General features: G+C 70.8%; 19 protein-coding genes and 2 pseudogenes. 11 read left to right on the forward strand and 10 right to left on the reverse strand.

The genetic code is table 11. The features are described 5' to 3' along the window. The first annotated feature begins 94 nt into the window (after positions 1 to 94). Complete coding sequence (locus ACZ6AA_RS06995) at positions 95 to 4,324, forward strand: glycosyl hydrolase family 18 protein (RefSeq protein WP_471456670.1); 4,230 nt, start codon at positions 95 to 97, stop codon at positions 4,322 to 4,324. Positions 4,325 to 4,453: 129 nt separating this feature from the next. Here ACZ6AA_RS06995 and ACZ6AA_RS07000 read toward each other — a convergent pair whose 3' ends face one another. Further along, positions 4,454 to 5,215 (reverse strand): TetR/AcrR family transcriptional regulator, encoded by a 762-nt coding sequence (locus ACZ6AA_RS07000; protein WP_468458052.1) that lies wholly within the window; start codon positions 5,213 to 5,215, stop codon positions 4,454 to 4,456. Between the two features lie 258 nt (positions 5,216 to 5,473). Here ACZ6AA_RS07000 and ACZ6AA_RS07005 point away from each other — a divergent pair, with 258 nt between their 5' ends. The 3 genes from ACZ6AA_RS07005 to ACZ6AA_RS07015 all read left to right on the forward strand — a co-directional run bounded on the left by ACZ6AA_RS07005 (position 5,474) and on the right by ACZ6AA_RS07015 (position 9,490). Next, positions 5,474 to 7,741: an MMPL family transporter gene (locus ACZ6AA_RS07005; RefSeq protein ID WP_468458050.1), complete on the forward strand. Its 2,268-nt coding sequence runs from the start codon at positions 5,474 to 5,476 to the stop codon at positions 7,739 to 7,741. 343 nt (positions 7,742 to 8,084) lie between these two features. Next, on the forward strand, positions 8,085 to 8,642 hold the full coding sequence (locus tag ACZ6AA_RS07010; protein ID WP_471456673.1) for an FG-GAP repeat domain-containing protein: 558 nt from the start codon (positions 8,085 to 8,087) through the stop codon (positions 8,640 to 8,642). A gap of 224 nt (positions 8,643 to 8,866) precedes the next feature. Beyond that, positions 8,867 to 9,490 (forward strand): helix-turn-helix transcriptional regulator, encoded by a 624-nt coding sequence (locus ACZ6AA_RS07015; RefSeq protein ID WP_468458046.1) that lies wholly within the window; start codon positions 8,867 to 8,869, stop codon positions 9,488 to 9,490. Positions 9,491 to 9,676: 186 nt separating this feature from the next. On the opposite strand, the gene ACZ6AA_RS07020 is transcribed toward ACZ6AA_RS07015, so the two are convergent. The 6 genes from ACZ6AA_RS07020 to ACZ6AA_RS07045 form a co-directional block, all read right to left on the reverse strand. After that, the gene (locus ACZ6AA_RS07020; protein ID WP_468482357.1) at positions 9,677 to 10,396 is read right to left on the reverse strand and encodes an SGNH/GDSL hydrolase family protein; all 720 of its coding nucleotides are present in this window, start codon (positions 10,394 to 10,396) and stop codon (positions 9,677 to 9,679) included. Continuing rightward, positions 10,393 to 10,863: a cupin domain-containing protein gene (locus ACZ6AA_RS07025; RefSeq protein WP_471456675.1), complete on the reverse strand. Its 471-nt coding sequence runs from the start codon at positions 10,861 to 10,863 to the stop codon at positions 10,393 to 10,395. The genes ACZ6AA_RS07020 and ACZ6AA_RS07025 overlap by 4 nt, the downstream gene beginning before the upstream one ends. An 82-nt stretch (positions 10,864 to 10,945) precedes the next feature. Next, the gene (locus ACZ6AA_RS07030) at positions 10,946 to 11,782 is read right to left on the reverse strand and encodes a helix-turn-helix domain-containing protein (RefSeq protein WP_471456677.1); all 837 of its coding nucleotides are present in this window, start codon (positions 11,780 to 11,782) and stop codon (positions 10,946 to 10,948) included. 459 nt (positions 11,783 to 12,241) lie between these two features. Then, on the reverse strand, positions 12,242 to 12,982 hold the full coding sequence (locus tag ACZ6AA_RS07035) for an FAD:protein FMN transferase (RefSeq protein ID WP_468482360.1): 741 nt from the start codon (positions 12,980 to 12,982) through the stop codon (positions 12,242 to 12,244). Between the two features lies 1 nt (position 12,983). Next, positions 12,984 to 13,409 carry an FMN-binding protein gene (locus ACZ6AA_RS07040; RefSeq protein ID WP_468458036.1) on the reverse strand — a complete coding sequence of 142 codons (426 nt, stop codon included), beginning with the start codon at positions 13,407 to 13,409 and terminating at the stop codon, positions 12,984 to 12,986. Between the two features lie 13 nt (positions 13,410 to 13,422). Further along, positions 13,423 to 14,760: a ferredoxin reductase family protein gene (locus tag ACZ6AA_RS07045; protein WP_471456679.1), complete on the reverse strand. Its 1,338-nt coding sequence runs from the start codon at positions 14,758 to 14,760 to the stop codon at positions 13,423 to 13,425. A gap of 153 nt (positions 14,761 to 14,913) precedes the next feature. Between ACZ6AA_RS07045 and ACZ6AA_RS07050 the strand changes: the two genes are divergently transcribed. The 3 genes from ACZ6AA_RS07050 (at position 14,914) to ACZ6AA_RS07060 (ending at position 17,823) form a co-directional block, all read left to right on the forward strand. After that, the gene (locus ACZ6AA_RS07050; protein WP_468458032.1) at positions 14,914 to 15,612 is read left to right on the forward strand and encodes a response regulator transcription factor; all 699 of its coding nucleotides are present in this window, start codon (positions 14,914 to 14,916) and stop codon (positions 15,610 to 15,612) included. Further along, the gene (locus ACZ6AA_RS07055; protein WP_468458030.1) at positions 15,609 to 17,084 is read left to right on the forward strand and encodes a sensor histidine kinase; all 1,476 of its coding nucleotides are present in this window, start codon (positions 15,609 to 15,611) and stop codon (positions 17,082 to 17,084) included. The genes ACZ6AA_RS07050 and ACZ6AA_RS07055 overlap by 4 nt, the downstream gene beginning before the upstream one ends. A 136-nt stretch (positions 17,085 to 17,220) precedes the next feature. Further along, the gene (locus tag ACZ6AA_RS07060) at positions 17,221 to 17,823 is read left to right on the forward strand and encodes a hypothetical protein (protein WP_471456681.1); all 603 of its coding nucleotides are present in this window, start codon (positions 17,221 to 17,223) and stop codon (positions 17,821 to 17,823) included. On the opposite strand, the gene ACZ6AA_RS07065 is transcribed toward ACZ6AA_RS07060, so the two are convergent. The 3 genes and pseudogenes from ACZ6AA_RS07065 to ACZ6AA_RS07075 form a co-directional block, all read right to left on the reverse strand. Continuing rightward, positions 17,813 to 18,784 carry a quinone oxidoreductase family protein gene (locus ACZ6AA_RS07065; protein WP_471456683.1) on the reverse strand — a complete coding sequence of 324 codons (972 nt, stop codon included), beginning with the start codon at positions 18,782 to 18,784 and terminating at the stop codon, positions 17,813 to 17,815. The genes ACZ6AA_RS07060 and ACZ6AA_RS07065 overlap by 11 nt on opposite strands. Before the next feature lie 139 nt (positions 18,785 to 18,923). After that, a pseudogene (locus tag ACZ6AA_RS07070) lies at positions 18,924 to 19,571 on the reverse strand (class I SAM-dependent methyltransferase); the annotation flags it as partial. A 52-nt stretch (positions 19,572 to 19,623) separates the two neighbouring features. Further along, positions 19,624 to 19,842, reverse strand: a pseudogene (locus tag ACZ6AA_RS07075) (hypothetical protein); the annotation flags it as partial. Positions 19,843 to 20,001: 159 nt separating this feature from the next. Here ACZ6AA_RS07075 and ACZ6AA_RS07080 point away from each other — a divergent pair. From ACZ6AA_RS07080 to ACZ6AA_RS07095, 4 genes are all read left to right on the forward strand, one after another. Next, a complete protein-coding gene (locus ACZ6AA_RS07080; RefSeq protein WP_468458024.1) occupies positions 20,002 to 20,868 on the forward strand; it encodes an AraC family transcriptional regulator in 867 nt (288 codons plus the stop codon). Between the two features lie 156 nt (positions 20,869 to 21,024). Beyond that, a complete protein-coding gene (locus ACZ6AA_RS07085; protein WP_468458022.1) occupies positions 21,025 to 22,137 on the forward strand; it encodes an ABC transporter substrate-binding protein in 1,113 nt (370 codons plus the stop codon). A gap of 53 nt (positions 22,138 to 22,190) precedes the next feature. Continuing rightward, complete coding sequence (locus ACZ6AA_RS07090) at positions 22,191 to 22,631, forward strand: OsmC family protein (protein WP_468458020.1); 441 nt, start codon at positions 22,191 to 22,193, stop codon at positions 22,629 to 22,631. 153 nt (positions 22,632 to 22,784) lie between these two features. After that, entirely contained in the window at positions 22,785 to 23,756 is a 972-nt protein-coding gene (locus ACZ6AA_RS07095) for a hypothetical protein (RefSeq protein ID WP_471456686.1), read from the forward strand. Positions 23,757 to 23,780: the final 24 nt, after the last annotated feature.

Raw genomic sequence — 23,780 nt, forward strand, 5'->3', positions numbered from 1 at the left:
CGAGGATCGCTCCGCGCCAGTCTTCACCGCGGGCGCGTCCGCGCCCGGAATCGGCAAGAGGCAAGAAGACCGGCAAGAAGAAGGGAGCATCCCTGTGCGGCGTAAGAGACGCACGGCGGCGGCCTGGTGCGCGGCACTGGCCTTCGCCCTGCTCGCGACCCCCGCGGTCGCGGCGGACGGCCCGGAGGGGCCCACCAGACCCGACCGCCCCGAGAAGCCACGGCCACCGGCGGCGGCGAAGGCGATCGGCGGGGCGGGGGCTCCGTCGGCGACGGCAGGCACGGAAGCTGCCGCGAGCGAGGACGAAGGACCCCCGACCGACGGGAAGTTCTACATCCAGAACGCCCACAGCGGCTATCACATCTCGGCGAGCGACAACCCGGTCGCCACCCACCGGCCCAAGGGCGACGAGGACGAACAGCAGTGGGAGTTCGCCCGGAACGCCGATGGAACGTACAAGATCAAGAACCCGGACTGGGACGGGCAGTGCCTTGCCCAGCAGAGCGGCGACCACCTCAACGTCGAGCCCTGTGGCAACACGGAGACCGACTGGGAATTCCGGCACGACAAGGGTGACCGGTACCGCATCCACGTGCCGGGCTCGGAGCGCAGGCTACGGAGCGGAGAGAAGAACGACTCTCCGATCTGGGTGGACACCGACGATCCAAACAATCAGAAGGAGAACTGGTACATCACGCCGATCAATCCGCCGAAGTCGCCGATGCCGGCGGATCCGAAGCTCGACGACATGACGTTCCTGACGACGCACAACGCGTACTTCAACTCGGAGGACTCGGAGGGCACGCCGGCGCCCGTAGCGCCCAACCAACCGCACTCCGTGTCCCGCCAACTGCGGGACGGCGTGCGGTCGGTGATGCTCGACGCGCGCTACGCCAATGGACGCGTGCGCATGTGTCACGGGGGCTGCCTGGGCGGCGAAAACACCTCGACCATGACCTTCTCCAAGATCTTCGAGGACATCGTCGCCTTCATGAAGGAGGACAAGGAGGCAGTCGTCACCGTCTTCCTGGAGGACTACACGACCGCGGAGCAGTTGGAGAAGGAACTCGGCGACGACCTCGCCCCCGGAACCGACGCGGCCAAGATGGTCTTCCGGCCCGACGCCGAGGGTGTGAAGGAAAAGGGCTGGCCCACGGTCAAGTCCATGGTCGACTCGGGCAAGCGCCTGCTGCTCTTCACTGGCGACGGGGACGCCGAGAAGAAGGAGGACGGCAAGAACAAGCTCGGCTTCATCTACGAGCAGCCCTGGATCGTCCAGAACCACTGGTCGATGGGGCTCGGCATCGGCAACGCCGACTGGAGTTGCTACAGCCGGTGGAATGCTCCGCTCACCCAGGAGGACAAGAACTTCCGGCGCCTGTACGTGATGAACCACTTCCGGGACTCTCCGATGGATCCCACGTACCGCAACGACAACGAGAAGCTCCAGAACCGCGCCGAGCGCTTCTGCATGCCGGCCGCCCGCAAGAAGCCGAACTTCCTCGCGGTCGACCAGTACAAGGACGGCAACCCCATGTCCGCCGTGAAGGACATGAACACGTACACGTACCACGGCGACACCCCCGGCATGGGCGGCACGCCAGAGACGCCGCCGTCCACCGGCAGCGCCGGTGACCCCGTGGACAACGCCACCGACGACCGCTCCGCCAAGCCCTCCACGTCCGGCCCGCACGAGCGGTGCCGTCCCGAGGGGCTCGCCGCGACGAAGGGCGTCGACACCCCGTACTGCAGGGTGTACGGCGACGACGGGCGCGAGTGGCTCGGTGGGAACGGGCACGACAAGCGGGTCGTCGGCTACTTCACGGGCTGGCGCACCGGCGCCAAGGGTGACCCGCGCTATCTGGCGAAGAACATCCCCTGGTCGAAGGTGTCGCACGTCAACTACGCCTTCGCGAGCGTCGACGGCGGCGACCGGATCTCCGTCGGTGACCCGGACGACCCGAAGAACCCGGCGACCGGAATGACCTGGCCGGGCGTGCGCGGGGCCGAGATGGACGACTCACTCCCGTACAAGGGCCACTTCAACCTCCTCAACCGCTACAAGAAGAAGCACCCGCAGGTGAAGACGTTGATCTCGGTGGGCGGCTGGGCCGAGACGAAGAACTTCTACACCATGGCCACCCACGCCGACGGCTCCGTCAACCAGGCGGGCATCGACACCTTCGCGGACTCGGTGACGGCCTTCCTCGACCGGTACGGCTTCGACGGCGTCGACATCGACTACGAGTACCCGACCGCGCTGCCCGACAGCGGCAACCCGGCCGACTGGGAGCTGTCCAACAGCCGCCGCAAGGGCCTCCAGGCCGGTTACAACGCGCTGATGAAGACCCTGCGCGAGAAGCTGGACCGCGCGGGCGCCGACAAGGACCGCTACTACCTCCTCACCTCGGCGGGCTCCGCGTCCGGCTACCTGGTGCGCGGCTACGACGGGGGCCAGGCCCTCCAGTACCAGGACTTCGTCAACGTCATGTCGTACGACCTGCACGGCTCCTGGAACAAGTACGTCGGCCCGCAGGCGCCGCTGTACGACGACGGCAGGGACGCCGAGCTGGCCGCCGCGAAGGTCTACGACGAGAAGGAGTTCGACAAGACCGGGTACTTCAACGTCGACTGGTCGTACCGCTATTACCGCGGCGCGCTGCCACCCGGCCGCATCAACCTCGGCGTCCCCTACTACACCCGCGGCTGGCAGAACGTCTCCGGCGGCACGGACGGCCTGTGGGGCACCTCGTCGCTCCCCGACCAGGGCGCCTGCCAGCCCGGCACCGGTGAGAAGGGCGACTGCGGCCACGGCGCCGAGGGCATCGACAACGTCTGGCACGACCTCGGCACCCGGGGCGAGGAGGTCGCCTCCGGCTCCAACCCGCTGTGGCACGCCCGGAACCTCCAGGACGGCATCACCCCCGGCTACCTCCCCTCCTACGTCGACACCGACAAGGAGTCCGGCAAGCTGAAGGGCACGTACTCGGAGAAGTACGACGACACGCTGAAGGCGTCGTGGCTGTGGAACGCCGAGAAGAAGGTGTTCCTCTCCACGGAGAACGACGCCTCGATCGACGCCAAGGCGCGGTACGTGAAGGACAACGGCATCGGCGGCGTCATGCTGTGGGAGCTGGCGGGCGACTACACCAAGCGCGCCAACGGCGAGTACGGCATGGGGTACGACGTCACCAGCCGCCTGGACGGGGCGCTGCACGGCTCCGGGGGCTACAAGACGGAGCGTGCCGGTGACACTCCCCTGCCCGACGACGTCGTGGACGTCTCCGCCGAGTTCGTCGACTACCCGACGGCCGAGGGCGACCTGTGGCCGATCCAGCCGAAGCTGCGCGTCACCAACAACACGGAACGGACCCTCGGCACCGGCACCGAGATCTCCTTCGACCTGCCCACGTCCACGTCCCCGCTCCTCAAGGACGCCGGCGGGGCGGAGCTGAAGGACGCGGTGAAACCCGGCCGTTCCGGGCCCAACGTGGGCGGTCTGAAGGCCGACTTCCACCGCGTGACGCTGAAGCTCGGCTTCTGCGAGGCCATCGCGCCCGGCAAGTCCCACGACATCGGCCTCAAGTACTACCTGCCGGTGACCGGCCCCGCGAACATCACCGTGTCGACCGGCGACCACACGTACGGCTCCGTCCAGGACGACCGCAAGGGCGTGCGGACGGTCCAGCCGGACACCGGTGACGCCAAGGAGTGCGACGCCCCGGAGTGGAAGCAGGGCTCCCCGCACGGCAAGACGGTCGGCCGGACCTTCGCGGCCTGGGACAAGGGCGACAAGGGCTGGCAGTTCGAGTACCAGGGCAACCTGATGGACCACCACCCCGGTGAGAACCGCGCCCACCTGGTGGAGCCGCAGCCCGGCAACCCCAACCAGCTCTGGACCCCCCGCAGCGCCGGGAACGGCTGGTACACCCTCACCAACGCCGGCAAGTGCCTGACCGCGAGCGGCGCCCGCGAGGACATCAAGACCGCCGGCTGCACCTCGTCGGAGGCCCAGCGCTGGCACTTCGTCCCCATCGACCCGGCGACGGGGTCCGAGGGCTCCCCCTCCGCCCCCGCCCACGGCAAGCTCTTCACCCTCCGCTCGGCCGGGGGCAAGGACGTCGAGGCCGCCTTCGGCGCCACGACTCCCAACACCCACCTGTGGAGCGGCAACAGCGCCGACCCGGCGACCGGCGCCTACGTCTCCTGGAAGGGGTCGTACTGGGCGGCGTCCTGGTACACGACCGTCGAGCCGGGCACTTCGGAGCGGGACAGCCAGGGGAAGGAGGTGTTTCCCTGGCGGAAGTTGGGGCGGGTGAGCTGACACTGCCCTGAGGTCCTGGGTTCGGACGAGCCCGCACGGGACCGTGGCGCCCGCGCTTGCTCCGCGGACGCCACGGTCCATCGCGTCGCGCTGCCGGACCGCGGGCCCCGACGCCCCCGCCGCAGGTGATCAACGACCCCGCGACCCCGCGGCGTCCGGTCCCGCGGCCGGAATCCGGCGGTGGACGTCGGCCAGCAGATTCCGCATCGACAGCCGGAAGATCTCCGCCTGGTGCTCGCCAAGGAACCCCGTGTGGCCGAACACCTCCAGGACGACGAGGCCCGTCATGTGCCCCCAGCCGCTCAGGAGCAGGGAGGTCGCCGCGGGCGGCAGGTCGCCCATGCCGTCCGGAGGGAGGTGGCCCAGGAACGCCTGCAGCGAGGGGGAGAGTTCGGGGGTGTCGGCAGCGGCGAGTTGGTCCCAGGTGAAGCCGTCGAACATCGCGGCCTGGAAGATCGCGCTCATGCGGCGCACCGCCTGGGTGGTGGGGCCGTCGGCAGGTGCGGCGTAGTCACGCAGGGGTGCCCCGTAGAGGAGTTGGAATCGCTCGGGGTGGGCGATGGCCCAGCGGCGGTAGCCCTCGGCCGCCACAACGAGTCGCGGCACGTCCGCGTCGTCCCCGGCGGTGTCGACGGCTGTCTGCACGGCGTCGGCCACATCGTCGTACGCCTTGGTGATGAGCGCCGTGACGAGGGCGTCCCGGTTCGGGAAGTAGTGGTAGAGCGCCTGCACGGTCATGCCGAGGCTGCGGGCTATCGCGCGCAGGGACATGGCGTGCGGGCCGTGCTCGGCGATGTGGCGCTCGGCGGCTTCGAGGATCTCCTGGGTGGCGGCGGCTCGACGTCGCTGGCGCAGCGTGGGAGGGGCCGCCTCGGGGGTGTCTGCGGACATGTGGTGACCGTACGACGGCGGACGGCCACGGGGCAGCAGTTCTGTGCGAGATGTGAGGAAAATCTAACACTGCCAAATTTTCCGTCTCCTCGCTAACGTCGTTCGTGGCGCGAGGGGTTCGGCATCAGGACCTTCGCCGCCACTGACGGGAGCCCGCGCGAGGCGTCCCACCCCACTCCACTCTGGCCCGTTTCGGGCTTCTTGGCTGACTTTTGTCAATTTTCGTCACCTTATGGCACGTATCAAAGGAGACCTCCCGTGTTTGACCGCCTGGCCGAACTGGCGATTCGCCGCTCCCGGCTGATCCTCGTCGTCGCCGTCGTGGCCGTGGCCCTCATGGGTGCCGTCGGCAGCGGCGCGTTCACCAAACTGAAGGGCGGCGGCTTCGACGACCCCGCTTCCGAGTCCACCCGGGCCGAGAAGGTCATCGAGGACAAGTTCGGCGGCGAGACGAACCTGATCCTGGTGGTCCGTGCCGACAAGGGCCGTGTCGACACCCCGGCCGCCCGGGGCGACGGCCGGGCTCTGGTGGCCGACCTCAAGAAGGAGAAGCACCTGGAGAACGTGGTGTCGTACTGGGACACCAAGAGCCCCACCCTCCGGTCCGAGGACGGCCGCGAAGCCATGGTGCTCGCCCATGTGAAGGGCGACGCCACGCAGTTCGAGAAGAACGCCAAGAGCGTCATCGACGACTACAGCGGCCCCTACGAGGGCGGGCTGAGCGTTCGCGCCGGGGGCGGGGCCGCGGTCAGCAGCGACATGTCGAGCCAGGTCGTCGACGATCTCCTCCTGGCGGAGGCCATCGCCATCCCGCTGACCCTCGTGCTGCTGCTGTTCGTCTTCGGCAGTGTGGTCGCGGCCCTGCTGCCGCTCGCCATCGCCGTCTTCGCCATCGCGGGCTCGTTCGCCCAGCTCAGCATCCTCGGCGGCATCACCGATGTCTCCAACACCGCGACGAACCTCACCACGGCCCTGGGTCTCGGCCTGGCCATCGACTACGCCCTGTTGATGATCAGCCGCTTCCGGGAGCAGCTCGCGGCGGGCGCGAGCGTGGACGACGCCGTCCGCAGGACGGTGCGCACGGCGGGCCGCACCGTCGCGTTCTCCGCGGCGACCGTGGCGGCCGCGCTCGCGGCGCTCCTGGTGTTCCCGCAGTACTTCCTGCGCTCGTTCGGCTACGCCGGGGTCGGTGTCGTCGCCATCGCGGCCCTCGGCACCCTGTTCGTGATGCCCGCGCTGCTCGCGGTCCTGGGGCACCGGGTCAACAGCGGGAAGCTGCCGTGGCCGAAGCCGGGACGCACCGCCGGGCGGGCCCCGCTGTGGGGCAGGCTGGCCCGGACCGTCATGCGCCGGCCCGCGCTCACCGCGCTGCCCGTCCTCGCGGTCCTGCTGGTGGCGGCGAGCCCGCTCCTCGGCATCACCTTCGGCACGCCGGACGAGCGGGTGCTGCCCGAGGACGCGCAGAGCCGCCAGGTCTCCGCGACCCTGCGGGAGGACTTCGACGGCAACGACGACGCGGCCCTGCACATCGTCATCGACCGGCCCGTGGCCAAGGGCCCGCTGGCGTCGTACGCGACCGAGCTGTCCGGTCTCGACGGTGTCGCGCGCGTCGAGACCGGCACGGGAACGTACGCCAAGGGGCAGGCCGAGGCGGACGGCCCCGTGAACGCCTCCCTCAGCCGTGCAGACGCGCAGCGGATCACCGTGGTGAGCGATCTCGCGCCGAAGTCGGACGCGGCCCAGAGCCTCGTCAAGGACGTGCGGACGCTCGCCCCGCCCGCCGGTTCCGACCCTCTGGTGGGCGGCGTCGACGCCGAACTCGTCGACTCCAAGGACTCCATCGGCGGTCTGCTCCCGGTCGCCATCGGCCTGGTCGTGCTCACCACCTTCGTGCTGCTGTTCCTGTTCACCGGCAGCGTCGTGCAGCCGCTGCGGGCGCTGGTCCTCAACATGCTCAGCCTGGGAGCGACCCTCGGCGTGATGACCTGGATCTTCCAGGACGGCAACCTCTCCGGTCTGCTCGGCTTCACCGCGCAGCCCATGGAGCTGGCGATGACCGTGCTGATGTTCTGCATCGCCTTCGGCCTCTCGATGGACTACGAGGTGTTCGTCACCAGCCGGATCAAGGAGCTCCACGACCAGGGCGCGGACAACGAGACCGCCGTGACCGACGGCCTCGGGCACACGGGCCGCATCGTCAGCGCGGCGGCCTGCCTGCTCGCGGTGAGCTTCCTGGCCTTCGGCACGGCCAAGCTGAGCTTCATGCAGATGTTCGGCCTGGGCAGCGGTCTCGCCATCCTCATCGACGCCGTCGCCGTACGCGGTGTGCTCGTCCCCGCCGCGATGCGGCTGCTCGGCCGCTCGGCCTGGTACGCGCCCGGCTTCCTGCGGACGTTCCACGGGCGGTACGGCCTCAGCGAGGCGGGCCCCGAGACCACGCCCGTGCCCGCGCCGTCGGCCGGGGCCGAGTCCGAGACCGAGCCCGCGTCCGAGCTGACGGCGAAGTCGCCCTTCGTACGGAACTAGGGGCGGCCCGCAGGGAGGTTCCCGTGGGAGAGAGTGGATGCCGCGAGCAAGCGGAATCCGCCTCTCCGGCATCCCGTCGCCCCTCCCCCGAGTGCCCCACGCGTCCCACCCTCGCGTTCCAGGCACCTTGTGTTCCTGCAGGTCAAAGTCCATTTTCCCGTTCCAGTGTCCCGAACTGCCCCACTTTCCTGGCGGTTGGGACGGATCACCCGACAAGCTCGTTCCGTGCTCCTCCGCAAGCTCCCCACGCCCCGCCGGGATCGTTCCCGTGGGCGGCGCCGCGGGGGCCCGGTGGGCGAGCACGGCTCAGCAGTGACGACATGGGAGTTCGTAGATGCAACGCATGCGCTCACGTTTGATCGCCGCGCCGGTCGCGGCTGTCGCCCTGACCCTGACCGTCGGCGGCTTCCAGGCCGCCGCGGCGGGGTCGTCGGCCTCGGGCGGTGCGGGACAGTCCGGCAAGGCCGCCGCGTCCGGCGCGTGCCTGGCGGGTGCCACGACGCTGGTCGGCGACCTCGACGGCGACGGCCGCCCGGACAAGATCTTCAAGCCGTCCGGCATCGACGACCCCAACAAGGCGCGCGCCCAGTACCGCCCCGGCCCGCTCAAGCGGACGAACCTGGGCTCCGCGCGGGCCCGGCACTCCAACATCGGCGACCACGGCGAGGCCAAGCATCTGCGTGTCGCCAACTACAACGGCGACGCGTACCCGGACATCGCGATCCTCAACAACTCCGGTGACGGGTCCCTCGACCGGCAGGTGCGGCTGTCCAAGAGGAGCAGCGGCCCCGGCGGTTACGTCTACGAGCAGCAGACGAGGTACGGCCAGGTCGGCACCCCGGCCGAGCCGCCGTCCATGCCCACCAAGGGCTGGAAGCACTTCTACAAGGCCTGCTCCTGACCCCATGAACCCCGGGCGCCGCCGATCCCCCGTGTCGGCGGCGCCCGGCACCTCCGAAGCCTCAGCCGCAGAAGCCTCAGCCGCAGAAGTGAGGAAGTCCCTTGTCCGCTTCGCTCCCGTCCGCCGCGTCCGCCGGGTCCCCGGTGTCACCGGTGTCCCTCGTTCCCTCCATACCTTCCGCGTCCTCCGCGCCCTCCACGTCTTCCGCGCCCTCCATGCCCTCCATGCCCAAGGCGACCCGGGTCAAGGTCAGCGTCACCGCCCCCGACCCGATCAGCCGCGAGGGAGTCCTCAGCCAGCTGCGGCGCCACCCCGAGGTCGAGCTGTGCGAGGACTCCGGCCACGCCACCGTCGCGTTACTCGTCGAGGACGTCCTCGACGAGGCCGCGCTCACCCGGCTGCGGCGGACCGTGCGCAGCGAGGGCACGCGTGCCGTGCTCGTCGTCGGCACGGTCCGCGAGAACGAGCTCCTCGATGTCATCGAGTGCGGTGTGGGCGCCATCGTCTGGCGCCGCGAGGCCACCACGCACCGCCTGGTGCAGGCCGTGCTGACCACCGCCAAGGGCGGCGGCGACCTGCCGCCGGACCTCCTCGGCCGGCTCATCGGCCAGGTGGGGCGGCTGCACCGGGGCGGCGCCGACCAGCCGGGCACCACGCTGGGCCTCACGCCCCGCGAGGTGGACGTCCTGCGTCTGGTGGCCGAGGGCCTCGACACCTCCGAGATCGCGACGAAGCTGTCGTACTCCGAACGCACCGTCAAGAACGTGATGCACGGCCTCACGACCCGGCTCCACCTGCGCAACAGGTCGCACGCTGTGGCGTACGCGCTGCGGGAGGGCTACATCTGAGCGGTCGGGGCGGGTCCGCGGGGCGCCACGTCTCCGTGTCCCAGTGCCCAGTGAATCCGGCATTTACTGCGGCATCCCTCACCACAGCCCTGAGCACACGAGCCGGATGTCGTAGGCGTTGCCCCCTGGATCGGATGCCACCTCCGCGCGGTGGAGGGCATCCGACTGGCCGGGCGCCGGAACCGGCTACGCACTCGGGGCCAGCAGACCGGCGTCGATGACCTCAGCGATAAGGGTGGCGCCGCGGCTGTTCTGGTGGATGTGGTCGGTCGTGAGCACGAGACCTCGCCGCCGCGAGATCGTGTCGAGGCTGCGGCGCAGCACTGCGTGCTGGACGAGGACGCCGACGGCCGCCGCGGGCGTCACCTCCCGGTATGAAATCGGCGGCGGATCCGCTTGGCGCAGTTCCTCGATCTGGCGTTCGTGGAGCGGAAGGTAGGCCACCTCGTTGCTGGCGGCGACCTCGGCGATCATCCGGCTGTACGCCTGCGATGCCTGTGCCGCTGCTCCGTCGAGTTGTTGGCCGAGTACCGGTAGCGACAGCAGACCGATCGTCGCGTCGGTCTCCGCTCGCAGCCGTGCGACGACGGCTCCCAGGCACTGTTGGAACCAGCCGGCCGACGGGCGATCGGGGAGCTGTTTGCGCCTCATGGCCTGCTCGACGGGGTAGCCGGCAAGGCTCGCTCGGGCGTCGTTGGTCCCGATCAACACGGTGATCACATCGGGTGGGTTCGTGACGACGGCATCAAGGCGCTGCAAGAGGTTGTAGGCGAAGTCGCCGTTGGCGCCGAAACGGGCGAGCCGCATGTCACCGGGAGCGTGGTGTCGTCCGAGAAGATCCAGGTAGTCGACGCTGAACTGCGCGCGGGTGAGGCTGTCGCCGAGGCACGCGATGCGTGTCGTCACGGCGCTTCCTCCGGGCTGGGCGTGCCGACGCGTTCGGTCGGGCGGGTGTCGGTCCGAGGACGGTGGTCGGTGCCGAGGGTCGCGGTGATGGCCAGGATGGACGTCGGCCCCTCCGTGTCGACCACGTGCCATACCCCGGCCGGGTTGATGGTGGCCTCGCCCGGCCCGAGCAGAACGTGGTCGGGCACCCCGTCCACGTCGCGGGTGACCGTCACGGACCCACTGAGGCAAACGACCAGTTCGTCGCCTGCGGGGTGGCTCTCCCAATGGTCGCCGGGCCCTTCGCCGTCGAAGATCATCACCATCCGGCCCTCGGCGCCGTCTGCCGCGACCGCAACGCTGTAGGCCTGGAGCACCTCCGGGTCCCAGGTGAAACCCTCGACAGGTTTCGCTCTCGATCCCAGTCCGAGGTGCACGGGGGTGGTCCGCAGGTCCATGGCATTGTGTTCGTGGTTGACGAGTCTCATGCCGACGATCGTCCACGACGGCGATCGGGCGGTCTTGAAGAAAAGGGAAGAGAAGCCGACGCGAAGGACAGACGGTTGGCGGCTACCCGGCTCCGAGGAGGAGTTCGCCACGACGCCAGGCCGTCGGCGATCGGCCCGTGAACTCGCGCCAGTCCCGAACGAGATGGGCCTGGTCGGCGTAGCCGGAGACGGTTGCCACATCGCCCCACGGGAGCGGGTCCTGCGCCGCCGCCAGTTCGTGCGCGTGCTCGAAGCGCAGGACTCGGGCGAAGGTCTTCGGCGACAGGCCCACCTCACCGCGAAACCGATCGGTGAGGTACCGACGGCTCCAGCCGAGTTCCGCGGCGACCGCACCAACCTGGACGCAACCTCGCGCGGCGACGAGGCGGCGCCACGCCTCGGCTACTTCGGGGCGCACCCAGCGCGCATGCTCGCCGCAGCCGTCATGGCCGACAGCCCGGAGGAGCAATTCGTCCAGCGCGGTGAACCGCGCCGCCCATGTTGTCGCCGATCGGAGCCGGTCGACCAGCTCGACGGCAATCGCTCCGAGAAGCTCGTCAAGCGGGACAAGTCGGTGGGCGAGCTCGGCGGCGGGCATGCCGTAGATGGCCCGGGCCCCGAGCGGTGTCAGCGATACCTGAACACCTTGCTGGCGTCCGTCGTGGTGAATCGCGACGGACCGGCACATCAGGCCGCCGGCCACGCTGCCGAATCGGGTGACCGGTGACCCGTCGTCAACGCCCGCCGCCACCTCCAAGGGGTCTGACAGGCTGATCACCGCAGTGAGCGCGCGGCTCGGCGGGCCGCAGTGCACCCCCGTCGGGAGCCCGCGGAGGTCGAAGCCGACATACGAGTCGACGTACTCCCGCAAGGCGGGCGCCGGACGTGCACCGATCCCGGTGGCCGTGTGGTCCTCCATTTTCGTCAGTGTACGAGCCGCCCAGCCCAGAAAGATCACCGTCCATGGAGTAGACGCCCGCGGCTTGCCGGTCGTCGCGGGACCGGCCGAGGCCGCGGCCCTCGGCAACGTCCTGGTGCAGGCGGGCCCACGAGGTGGTCAGCGATCTGCGCACCCGGCAGGTTGCCTTGAGCCAGCGCGACGCCGCGCCCTCGCTGCCTTTCTGGACGGCTGGGGCGCGGCGCACCAACTGCCGCCAGTGGGGCCCGCGCAACGCAGCCGTCTACCGGTCGGACCCCGGTGGGCCGGATCGGTAGGCGTCGTCATCGGGCGGCGGCTCACCTGGGTTCTCGCTGCAGTCGCCCTCCGTCATCGCCTTCCGGAGTTCCGCGTTCGTCTGCTTCATCAGGCATGTGATTGTCCTTCCCGACGCGGGAGCGGCTCGTCCCACCCTGCCGCGAGGCCCGGCGGCGACCACCCTCACGCGGCCACAGGAAACCCCTCCGTCCGCAGCACCCGCCGCCCCTCGTCCACCGCGAACACCTCGCAGCCCGCCCGCGCCGCCGCCCAGTCGACGCCCTCCGCACCCAGTGCGAACGCCGCCGTCGCGGTCGCGTCCGCCTCGGTCAGCGACGCGGCCACGACGGTCAGGCTGAGCAGGCCCCGGACCGGGCGCCCCGTGCGTCCGTCGAGGATGTGGTCACCGCGCTCGTACCGCGCGGACGTGGCGACCGCGCCGTCGCTGAGGTCCACCACCGCGCACAGCCGGTCGGCGTGTTCGGGGTGGCGTACGCCGACCCGCCACGGGCCGCCGGAGGCGACGACGTCACCGCCGGCGTTCACGCAGAAGCGCGTGGCCCCGGCGGCCGCGAGCAGGTCCGCCGCCTTCTGCACCGACCAGCCCTTCACCACCGCGCAGGGGTCGAGGCCGCGCCCGGGCAGGCGGACGTCGAAGGCGCCGCCGGTCGCGATCCGGTAGTGCTCGCACAGGCCGAGGATCTCCGTCAGCTCCGGGCTGAGGTCCGCGGCCGCCGACTCACCCCGGCCCAGGCGTGACACCTCGCTGTCGGGCTTGAACGGGCTGAAGCGCGCGTCGACTTCGCGCAGCCACGCGAACACCTCGTCCACGGCGGCGGCCAGGTGCTCCGGGCCCGCGCCCTCCGGCTCGTCGTCGATCCGCACCGACACGGGGAAGCCCATGACGTGTTCGACGCGCAGCACGTCAGGCGCCACCCTTCGCGTCGATGGCGGCCTGCAGCGACTCCTTGTAGCCGTCGCTGGTGACGGTCGCGCCGGACACCGTGTCGACGTCCGCGCTCTGCGCGGACAGCGTCTCCTCGATGAGTTTCGGTACGGCGGCCGTGGTCTGCGGGTGATTGGGCTGCTGGAGCATGCGTACGGAGCGGATCTTGTCGCCCTCGAAGGTCACCTCGACCTGTACGGGGCCCTTCTCCGTGGTGACGGTGGAGCCCTGGACGGGCCGCGCGGCGGTGCCCCCGGCGTTCGGGTCCCCCTCGGGGGCGGTGGCCGACGGGGGCGGCGGCGGGGGCGCGGCCTCGGTGGACGTCGAGCCGAGGGACGGTTCGTAGCGCCACAGCGGGATCACCGCGGCGGCGGTCAGCGCCAGGACGGGCAGTGCTCGCTTCATGGTGTTCCCCCTCTTATCCGGCCAGGCTGAAACGCTCGGCGTGTATCTGCTGCTTGGGCACGCCGAGGTCGCCCAGGGTGCGCAGGACGGCGGTGGTCATGCCGGGCGGTCCGCAGACGTAGACGTCCCGGTCGGCCACGTCGGGCACGAGGGTGGCGATGTCGCGCGGGGCCAGCTTGTCCGGGGTGGCGGGGCCGGTGATCAGGTGCAGCTCGGCGTCCTTGGCGTGGGCCAGTTCGGCCAGCTCGGCGTAGAGGACCGCGTCCCGGTCGGTGGCCACCCGGTAGATGAGCACGACGTGGCCGTGCAGCTCTTCGAGGAGGGCGCGCACGGGCGTGATGCCGACGCCGCCCGCGACGAGCAGGGTGTCCGGCCGGGTGCGGTGCATCGTGGTGAAGGCGCCGTACGGGCCCTCGGCGAACACCCGCGTGCCCACCTTGAGGTGGCGCAGGGCGGCCGTGCCGTCGCCCGCGGTCTTCGCGGTGAGCCGGAGGTGGGTGCCGTCGGGGGCCGCCGACAGGGAGAAGGGGTTGGCCTGCCACCAGCGGTCCCTGGTCAGGAACCGCCAGAGGAAGAACTGCCCGGCGCGGGCGGGCAGCCGGTCCAGGTCGCGGCCCGAGACGTAGATCGAGACGACGTGGTCGGACTCGGGCACGACGGCCGTCACCCGCAGCCGGTGGCGCAGATTGCGTCCCAGCGGCAGGACGACACGCCCCACGAGGACCGCGCCGAGGGCGGTGCCCCACAGCGCGTACCAGTACGCCGTGGCGGTGTCCGAGGCCGTGAACGTCGAGCCCGCCGCGACCTGGTGGGTGAAGGCGAGCACCACCGCGAGGTAGGTGTAGAGGTGGATGAAGTGCCAGGTCTCGTACGCCAGTCGGCGGCGGGCGTACCGGGCCGAGACCGCGCCCACCACCATGATCAGGGCCATGGCGACGAGGGCGCGCAGCAAGCCCTCGACGGTCTCGGCCAGGTCGACGAGCTGGTCGACCGGGCCCATCGAGGAGGCCTGGGCGTAGCCGAGGACGATGAAGACGCCGTGTGCGACAAGGAGCCACAGCAGACCGAAGCCGACCCAGCGGTGCCAGGACGTCAGCCGGTCCATGCCGATGCGGCGGTCGAAGAACGGGAGCCGGGCGACGAGCAGCAGCTGGAAGGCCATCAGGAGCGCGGCGTAGAGCCCGGCGAGGCGCCCCATCACGATGAGGGCGTTCGAGGCGAACCCGGCCTGGACGAAGAACACGGTCACGACGGCGACGTTCGCCGCGAGCAGGGCGTACAGACCGGCGCGGGCCACCGCCTTCGGGCGGACCGCCGTCCGGGGTGGCTCAACACGGTGGAGGGTCGTCACGGGCGGCAACTCCTAGATCGGCGCCTGGGACCTACGAGACTGCCCCCAGGGAGCTGTCGTTTTCCTGTCGCTGAACTTTCAAGTGCCTATCGATGTGGGCGCGGGGCCCGTGCGCGGCTGGGGCGGCGCGGGCGCGTGGCGCACTATGGGCGGGTGGAAAAAGTGCGCCTTCTCGTCGTGGACGACGACCCGCCCATCGCCGACCTGGTGGCGACGGTCGCCCGTTACGAAGGCTGGGACGCGGTCACCGCGCACACCGGCGAGGAGGCGCTGCGCCGGGCTGCCGAGTTCCAGCCGGACATCGTGGTGCTCGACCTGATGCTGCCCGGCCTGGACGGCTTCGCCGTGCTCGACCGGCTGCGGGCGTCCGGGACGATGGTGCCGGTCGTCTTCCTCACCGCGCGCGACGGTGTCTCCGACCGGGTCGCGGGCCTGACCCGGGGCGGCGACGACTACCTGGTCAAGCCGTTCGCGGTGGAGGAGCTGATGGCCCGCCTGCGGACCGTCCTGCGCCGCAGCGCGGGTCCGGGCTTCCAGCGCTCGGTGCTGCGCGTGTCGGACCTGACGATGGACGAGGACACGCGCGAGGTGCGGCGCGGCGACCGGCTCCTGACGCTCACGCCCACCGAGTACGAGGTGCTGCGCTACCTCATGCGCAAGTCCCCGACCGTCCTCACCAAGGCGCAGATCCTCGACCACGTCTGGGAGTACGGCTTCGGGGGCCGCTCGAACGTCGTGGAGCTGGTCATCAGCCGGCTGCGCCGCAAGCTCGACGAGCCGGACGACAGCGGCGCCGCGCTCATCCACACCGTGCGGGGCGTCGGGTACGTGGTGCGGCAGGTCGCCGAGTGATCCGCCGTCTCGCGCGGACGTACCGCAGGCTGCGCCTGGGCACCCGGCTCGCGCTGGGCCTCGGCGTGCTCGCGCTCGCCGTGTTCGCCGTCGTCGGCACCGCCCTGTCGACGTACATGCGGGACTATCTGGAGCACCAGCTCAACAACCAGATGGCGCTGGTCCAGGGCACCCAGGCCAAGGACGCCGAGAGGCACGGCACGGTGGAACGGCAGCCGTTCTACCGCTGGTACACGGCCGTGTACGACGTCACGGACGACCGGGCCGTGCTGCGCAGGCCCAGCGAGGTGCCGACGGACGCCGGGAAGCTCTCCGCCGTCGCCGAGGTCCAGCGCGACTCGGGGGCGAAGGAGGTCTTCCGCACCGCGCACATCAAGGGCCAGGGCGACTACCGGCTGCGCGCCTGTGAGGTCACCCCCGGCGTCGTCCTGGTCACCGCGGCGCCCCTGGAGGACATCGAGAAGACCATGGACCGGCTGCTCATGGTCCAGGTCATCGCGTTCGCGCTCGCCCTGGTCGGCCTGGTGGTCCTGGGCCGTGCCCTGCTGCGCCGCGGACTCAAGCCGCTCAGCGACATGGCGCACACCGCCCGCGGCATCACCTCGCACGACTTCACCGACTCGGCCCGCCTTCCGGTGCGCGTCGACTCCGACGCCGGCGGCCCGGAGGTCGGGGAGCTGCGCACCGCGTTCAACACCATGCTGGAGCACATCGACGACTCGCTCGCCGTCCGCACCGAGGCGGAGCAGCGGCTGCGCCGGTTCGTGGCGGACGCGTCGCACGAGCTGCGTACGCCTCTGATGTCGGTACGCGGCTACGCGGACCTGTTCCAGTACGCGGCCGCCAACGAGCCCGCCGAGCGGGACAAGCACCTGGCGCGGCTGCGCGCCGAGGCGGCCAGGATGGGCCTCCTCCTCGACGACCTGCTGCTGCTCGCCCGCCTGGACGCCGCCGACGTGGAGACGCCGCTGCGCCTTCAGGACACGGACCCGGTGGAGCTGGTGAACGAGGCGGCGGACGCGTTCCGCGCGGGCAGGCCGGAGCATCCGCTGACGGTGCGGGTGGACGGTGATCCGGCAGTGCGGGTCGAAGCCGACCTTGCGGTGCGTACCGACGGCGACCCGGCGGTGCGGCTGCGTCTCGACCCCCTGCGCGTCCGGCAGGTCCTGGACAACCTCCTCACCAACGCGGCCGTGCACACCCCGGCCGGGACCGAGGTGTCGCTGACGCTGTCCGTATCCGCCGACGCCGTGGTCGTCCAGGTCGCCGACCGCGGCCCCGGCATCCCGGCCGCCGACCAGGAGCGCGTCTTCGACCGCTTCTACCGCGTGGACAAGGCCCGCACCCGCGACCGCGGCGGCAGCGGCCTCGGCCTCGCCGTCGCCCGGTCCCTGATCCGGGCCCACGACGGCACCATCGAGCTGACGAGCGCTCCGGGGTCGACGGTCTTCACGCTCCGGCTCCCCCGCTAGCGGTCCCCGCGGCGAGGGCGCGGGCACAGCCGAGGACCCCGCCGACCGGGCCAGGCTTCGGGGCCGGTCCGGCATGGCGGCGGTCCTGTGGCGCACGGCACGGGGATGCTGAGGGCCGGACCAGGCAGGAGAGACCGTGGACGCATCCAGCCCGCACCCGGCCCGAGGCCGGGCGGCCACCGGCTCGGGCCGTACCGTCGCCGCCGAGCCGGGCGTCATCGGCATCGCACTCGGCGCCGTCCTCACGATCATGCTCGCGCAGGGTTCCTGGCAGTGGTTCGCCACCTACATCGGCGTGACGCTGCTCGCGGCGCTCTTCTCCCTCTACCGGCTGCCGACGTGGCAACCCGGCCTCCACTCCGCGTACGTGGCGAACCTGACGGCGTATTCGCTGGTCGTCGGCCTGTGCGCGGCGATCACCCTGGCCCCGATGCTGCAGCGCTGGTCGTGGCTTTTCCCCATGCCGGGCACGCGCGACAGCTGTCCCGCGCTGGGCGCCTACGAGAGCACCCGGACGGAGGCGGCCCTCGCGGACCTGGCCGACCGCGACGCCGCCGCCCTGGCCCGCGCGCAGGACGTCCACGGCCACACCGCCGTCGCGGACTGCCTGTCGGGGCCTAGTGCCACCGAGGACCGAGGTCATCACCCGGGATCGCGGACACAGCTGCGCGGGATCGACGCCTGGCGGAAGCCACGTTCCTGCAGGTCAGTCAGTTCCGTCGGTGGCCCTAGGGGATGACGAGTAGCTTGCCGGTGGTGCGCCGAGCCTCCAGATCGCGGTGAGCTCGGGGGACCTCGGCGAGCGGGTAGCGGGCCGTCACGGTGGTCTCAAGCACCTTGGTGCGCACCAATTCAAGCACGTCGGCGGCGCGCCGGAGCAGCTCGGACCGATCGGCGATGAAGTCCCCGAGGCTTGGCCGGATCAGGGTCAGCGAACCGCCCTGGGCGAGCCGGATGGGGTCGAAGGGCGGCACTGCACCACTCGCGGCGCCGAAGAGCACCAGGTGGCCGCGGGTTCGCAGGCTGGCGAGGCTCGCATCGAAGGTGTCCCTGCCGACGCCGTCGAAGACGACAGGCAGGCCCTGGCCGCCATGGAGCCGCTTCACCTCGGCCGCGAGATCGTCCACGGCAGAGTAGAGGATCACCTCGGCGGCCCCGGCGCGCCGCGCCAGCTGGGCCTTCTCCGGTGTCGAGGTTGTGCCGATCACCCTGCCGCCGAGATGGGTGATGAGCTGGGTCAGCACAAGCCCCATGCCGCCGGCAGCAGCGTGCACGAGCACCGTGTCGCCCGGCTGGACCGGGTAGGCGTCCTTGACGAGGTAGTGCGCCGTCATGCCCTGCAGCAGCACGGCGGCGGCGGCCTCGAAGTCGACGCCGTCGGGCAGGGGCACGAGCCGGGAGGAGTCCACGACGGCCAGCTCTGCATAGGTGCCGGGAGTCTCCACCCAGCCGACCCGGTCTCCCACAGCGACGTGGGTGACGCCGGGTCCAACCTCGAGGACCGTGCCCGCGCCCTCAGTGCCCGGGGTGAAGGGCAGCGGGAGGGGGTACCGGCCCTCGCGGTGGTATACGTCGAGGAAGTTGACGCCGGACGCGGCGACCTCCACGACCGCTTGGCCCGGGCCCGGCATCGGTTGATCAATGTCGACCAGCCGCAGCACCTCGGGACCGCCCACTTCGGAAACCTGAATCGCTCGCATGACCCCTCCTGAAACGGCTGACTTCCCTCACCAACTCCGGTCGTGGCGATCCGATTCCCGCTCGCGGTGAGGTGTCGTAGCCGTCTCGTGCCCACGTGGGAGAAGGGCCTAGGAAAGTCAAGCTGGTCTCCTCGGTAGTCGGCTTGTAGGCCAGGAAACTGGCGAACTTCCAGTTCCGTTTCGCGTCGGGCTCCTGCACCAGCTGAGCGGTGATGGTGAATCCGGCCTGGTTACGCAGCTCAGCGAGCTGGTGTGTGGGCAGCCGATACGACGCGTAGGACACGGGGTGGCCGCCATAGCCGTGTGTCGGACGGCGGTGCTCACCGGCGCCCACGTGGCCAGTGAGGAGGAGATGTCCGCCGGGCGCCAGGGTGCGGTGGAACTCGGCGAACACGACCGGCAGCAGTTCCGGGGGTGTGTGGTGGGTGGAGTAGTACGCCAGGATGCCGCCGAGCGTGTCGTCCTCGATTTCCAGCGCGGTCATGGAGCCCACGGAGAAGCGCAGGTCCGGATAGGCGCTTCGGGCCAGTTCGATCATCTTTGGGGACACATCGATGCCGAATGCAGAAACTCCAAGTCCGGCCATGTGCGCTGTCACTCTTCCGGGCCCGCAGCCCATGTCTGCGACCGGTCCTCGGTCGGATGCCTGAACGAGTTCGGCGAACGCGGTCAGCACCGAGCGTGACAACGGGTCCAGCTCGGACGGGGACTTGACGAGGGCGGCGTAGTCGTCGGCCACGGTGTCGTATGACTCCCGGACCGCAGCAAGGTAGGAAGGCTCAGTCACGCGGCGAATCCAGGCCGGTGCACTGACATGGCCGACGGCCCTGGCTTCCGGGTCACGCTGGCGCTTGAAGGAGCGGCGCGAAGGCGCGCTGTTCGTCGAACGGCTGCCGGGTCTGGAGACAGTGGTGGAGCTGGCCGACGAAGTGCTTCTTGCCGCAGGCGCGGGTGATCGGGGCCGAGCCGGCGTACGACTTCAGGGCTCTGCCGTCGGCGAACCGTGTCCGTTTGAGCAGAGCCAGCAGCTGCTGGCCGAACGCGTCCTCGACGGCCGGACCAAGCCGCCTACACCCCGGATTAGGGCTTGCTCGTCCTCCTCCCCCGGGCTCCTGCCGGACGGCCGTGCGCACCCGACTTGATCGGGCACAGGATGTCGGGTCGGGCCAGGTGCCTGCCGCCTAGCGTGGTGATCACGAAAGAGGAAGGGGACCGGGGTGCTGGAGCGTCTCAACCAGAGCCTGGAGTACATCGAGCGGCGTCTCGACCAGGACGTCGACGTGGCCGAGGTGGCGCGGATCGCGGCCACCTCGGAGTACCACCTGCGCCGGATGTTCTCCGCGCTCGCGGGCATGCCGCTGTCGGAGTACGTACGCCGCCGTCGGCTCACGGTCGCGGGCGGCGAGGTGCTCGCGGGGCGTGCGTCCCTGCTGGACATCGCGGTGCGCTACGGCTACGGCTCGGGCGAGGCGTTCGCCCGGGCGTTCCGTGCCCTGCACGGGGTCGGTCCCGGCGAGGCCCGGCGCACCGGAGCGGCGCTCGTCTCCCAGCCCCGGTTGACCTTCCGCCTCACCGTCGAAGGGAGCAGCAGCATGCGCTATCGCGTCGTGGACAAGCCGGACTTCGGTGTCGTCGGCCTCAAGACCCGGGTGCCACTGGTGCACACGGGGCCGAACCAGGCGATCATCGACTTCGTCCGCGGGATCGACCCGGGGACCCTGGAGCGCCTGGAGGAGCTGTCGGACCAGGAGCCGCGAGGCGTCGTCGCGGTCTGCGACGACCTGGACCCGAGCCGCGCCGAAGGCACCGAACTCGACTACTACCAGGGGGTGATCACGTCCGCGGCCGCCCCCGACGGCACCACGGTCCTGCCGGTCCCCGCCGGGACCTGGGCGGTCTTCACCACCAGCGGACCCGCGCCGGAGGCCATCCAGGAGCTGTGGCGGGACGTGTTCACGCAGTGGTTCCCGTCCAACCCCTACCGCGGCCGCCCCGGCCCCGAGATCCTGCGCACCCGCATGTCCCCGGACAGGGCCGAGGCCGACGCGGAACTGTGGCTCCCGGTGGAGCGGGAGCAGGGCTGAGCCCATGTCGGCGGTCCGCCCCGGGCCCTGCGAACGGCCACGGGACGGGCCGCCGACAAGGGCTGTTGTCGGCTCAACTACTCTCGGCGCGGACGACGTTCACACCGTGATCCGGCCGACCGCGGCCGCATCGCCTCTCGGGGGAGACGCCCACGTATGCATACGCCACCATCACCACAGGGAACGCGGCGCGCTGACGAATCAGCGGTCCGGATCGGCGCTCTCGTCCCGCTGACGCGGCCCGGCTGGGTCGGGGCGGGTCAGCACGTGCTCGCCGGGCTCGAGTTGGCCGTACGGGAAGTCAATGACGCCGGCGGGATCGGCGGAACGCCGCTGGAGCTGGTGGTGCGGGACACCGCGGCCGATCCGCGGCGGGCCGAGGCGGCCGTGGACGAGCTGGCCGGCCTGGGGGTGGCCGCGTTGGCAGGGGAATACCACAGCGTGGTCGCGCGCACCGCCGCTGCCCGGGCCGACGCCCTCGGCCTGCCGTTCCTCTGCTCCTCGGGGGTGCTCGACGCGCTCACCGACGAGCCGACGGACTGGGTCGCGCGCCTGGCCCCGGCGCAGTCCCACGGCTGGCGGATCTACGCGGACTTCCTGCTCGGCGCGGGCCACAGCCGCATCGCCGTGGCGGCGGATCCGAGTGTGTACTGGGCGTCCGGGACCCGCATCCTGCGGGACCACCTCGCTCCTCACGGCGGCACGGTGGTCGCGCTCGACACACGCACGCTCTCCCCCACGGCGTTGTGCGACGAACTCGTCGCCACGGGCGCGACAGCCCTCCTCCTGCTCGTCGGCCACCCGGATCCGGCGGTGCCGATCGTCAAGGCCGTCCGTCACGACCCGCGTCTCGCCGACCTCTTGATCGGTGCTCCGGCCGGGCAGCCGGAGCTCGCCGACTGGGCGGCGGCGCTGGGCGCGGACGGCGCCGCGGTCCCGTTCCTGCGCTATCTGCCCGAGCGCCTCACCCCGCTCGGCACACGCGTCGAGGCGGCCCTCCGCGAGCGGCTGGCCGGGGCGCCGTCCTTCGTCGCCTTCGAGGGGTACGACACGATCGCCGTCCTCGCCGAAGTGCTGCGCTCGTACGGGACGGACCGGGCGCGCATCGCCGCGTCCTGGCCGCGCGTCGCCGTCGAAGGGACCCGCGGCCAGATCCGGTTCTCCCGCACGCCGGGCATCGGCGTGTGGCAGTGGGCCTGGCCGCCCGTCCAGGTCGTGGATCGGGACCCGGTACGGCCCGACCGCTATCGGGTCCTGCACGTCGGCTGAGCGGGGCGCGGCACACGGACCGTTTGGTGTGGCGTGACGTTACGGTCGTCGCCATGACTGACAATTCACTGCGTTCTGTCTCCATCGAGCGGTCCGGTCCTGGCCGGTTCACCGCGACCAACGCCCGCGGGGGCACGATCAGCTTCGGCACCGGCTCCGGGACCGACTTCACGCCGGTCGAGCTCTTCCTCGCCGCGATCGGCGGCTGCACCGCGGCCGACGTGGAGGTCGCCACGAGCCGTCACACGGATCCGACCGCCTTCTCCGTCACCGTGACCGGCCACAAGGTCGAGGAGGAGAGCGGCAACCGGATGTCGGACCTCGAAGTCGCCTTCACCGTCACGTTCCCGGACGGGCCGTCGGGGGACCGCGCCCGCGCGATCCTCCCCCGTGCCGTGAAGACCTCGCACGACCGGCTCTGCACGGTCAGCCGCACCATCGAGGCGGGCACACCGGTCCGCGCGACCGTGTCCGACGCGGCGGACGGCGCCTGACCCCCACGCCAATGTTATGGGTACATGACAGTAGGCGCGGGGAGCACGGGGCTCTACGGTGCTGGGCGAACGCAGGCGACGGGCAGCGACGGCTGCACCGCTCCCGTCGCTTGCGGCACCCCCCACACACGCTCGCTTCGAGAAGAGGTTCTCGTGAGCCGCAGAGTCCCCGCCCGCCTGCTGACGGCCTGCCTCGTCCTGGCCCTGAGTTCGGGCACCGTGGCCGCCTCCGGTCCCGCCCCGGCCGATCCTTCCGCGGACACCGGGCAGAGCCGTGCCCCCGATCCCTACTGCTACGACGAGCCGTCGCAGCCGACCGCCGACCTGAGCGACCTCAAGGCGTCCTTCAACTCCTCGAACTGGATGCGGACCCTCCAGACCATGTACAAGCGGCGCTGGCCCAGCGGCGAGGCACTGGCGATCGCCCAGGCCAACGACAAGTACTGGGACCAGTTCGTGAACAAGCGGAGCTTCGACGGGTTCGCCGAGTCGATGATGGTGGCGATCCACGAAGAGACCCACATGTGGGACCTCGACCCGTCCCGGACCCGCTGGGACGTCCACAGCGCGGCATGGATCAACGCCGGTCAGCAGGCGCTGACGGTGCCCCTGCACGGCGGCTTCCCCCGTAAGGAGATCCTGCCGCTGATCAAGGACAAGCTCAGCTCCTCGATGGACGACATCTACCTGCGGGACCAGACACAGGGCTCGTACCGCCTCCAGGGGGTCCTCGCGGAGCAGAACGCCGGGCTCACCGGACTGCCCGCGGTGACGGTGCTCCAGGAGTTCATCAAGGGCGTCGGGGCCAGCAACGCCCGGGACATCGCCGCCACCAACCTCCGCTACCTGCTGCTCTACCTGCGCGTCGCCAAGGACAAGCACCCCGACTACTGGGCCAGGATCAAGGCCGAGCCGAAGCTGCGCGACCTGGTCCTGACCCAGTTCCTGCGGACGGCGTACTGGCTGGAGAAGTCCGCGCCCTACACCGGCAAACTGGGCAGCAAGGACGCCGACAAGATCACCACGACGAACTACGCCCCGGAGAACATCGCCGTCCTGGAGGAGTTCACCGGCCGCAAGGTGCGCCTGGACTCGCAGAAGCACTGCACCGTGGCACCTCGTTAGGCTTCCGCGCCCCCAGAAGCCGGG

Source organism: Streptomyces sp. NPDC040610, assembly GCF_055594065.1.

Coding starts and splice junctions, on each gene's coding strand:
- ACZ6AA_RS07000 (WP_468458052.1), bottom strand. CDS start 5,215: ATGTCCGCAGACACCCCCGAGGCGGCCCCTCCCACGCTGCGCCAGCGA.
- ACZ6AA_RS07010 (WP_471456673.1), top strand. CDS start 8,085: ATGCGCTCACGTTTGATCGCCGCGCCGGTCGCGGCTGTCGCCCTGACC.
- ACZ6AA_RS07015 (WP_468458046.1), top strand. CDS start 8,867: ATGCCCAAGGCGACCCGGGTCAAGGTCAGCGTCACCGCCCCCGACCCG.
- ACZ6AA_RS07025 (WP_471456675.1), bottom strand. CDS start 10,863: ATGAGACTCGTCAACCACGAACACAATGCCATGGACCTGCGGACCACC.
- ACZ6AA_RS07030 (WP_471456677.1), bottom strand. CDS start 11,782: ATGGAGGACCACACGGCCACCGGGATCGGTGCACGTCCGGCGCCCGCC.
- ACZ6AA_RS07040 (WP_468458036.1), bottom strand. CDS start 13,409: ATGAAGCGAGCACTGCCCGTCCTGGCGCTGACCGCCGCCGCGGTGATC.
- ACZ6AA_RS07065 (WP_471456683.1), bottom strand. CDS start 18,784: ATGCGAGCGATTCAGGTTTCCGAAGTGGGCGGTCCCGAGGTGCTGCGG.
- ACZ6AA_RS07085 (WP_468458022.1), top strand. CDS start 21,025: ATGCATACGCCACCATCACCACAGGGAACGCGGCGCGCTGACGAATCA.
- ACZ6AA_RS07090 (WP_468458020.1), top strand. CDS start 22,191: ATGACTGACAATTCACTGCGTTCTGTCTCCATCGAGCGGTCCGGTCCT.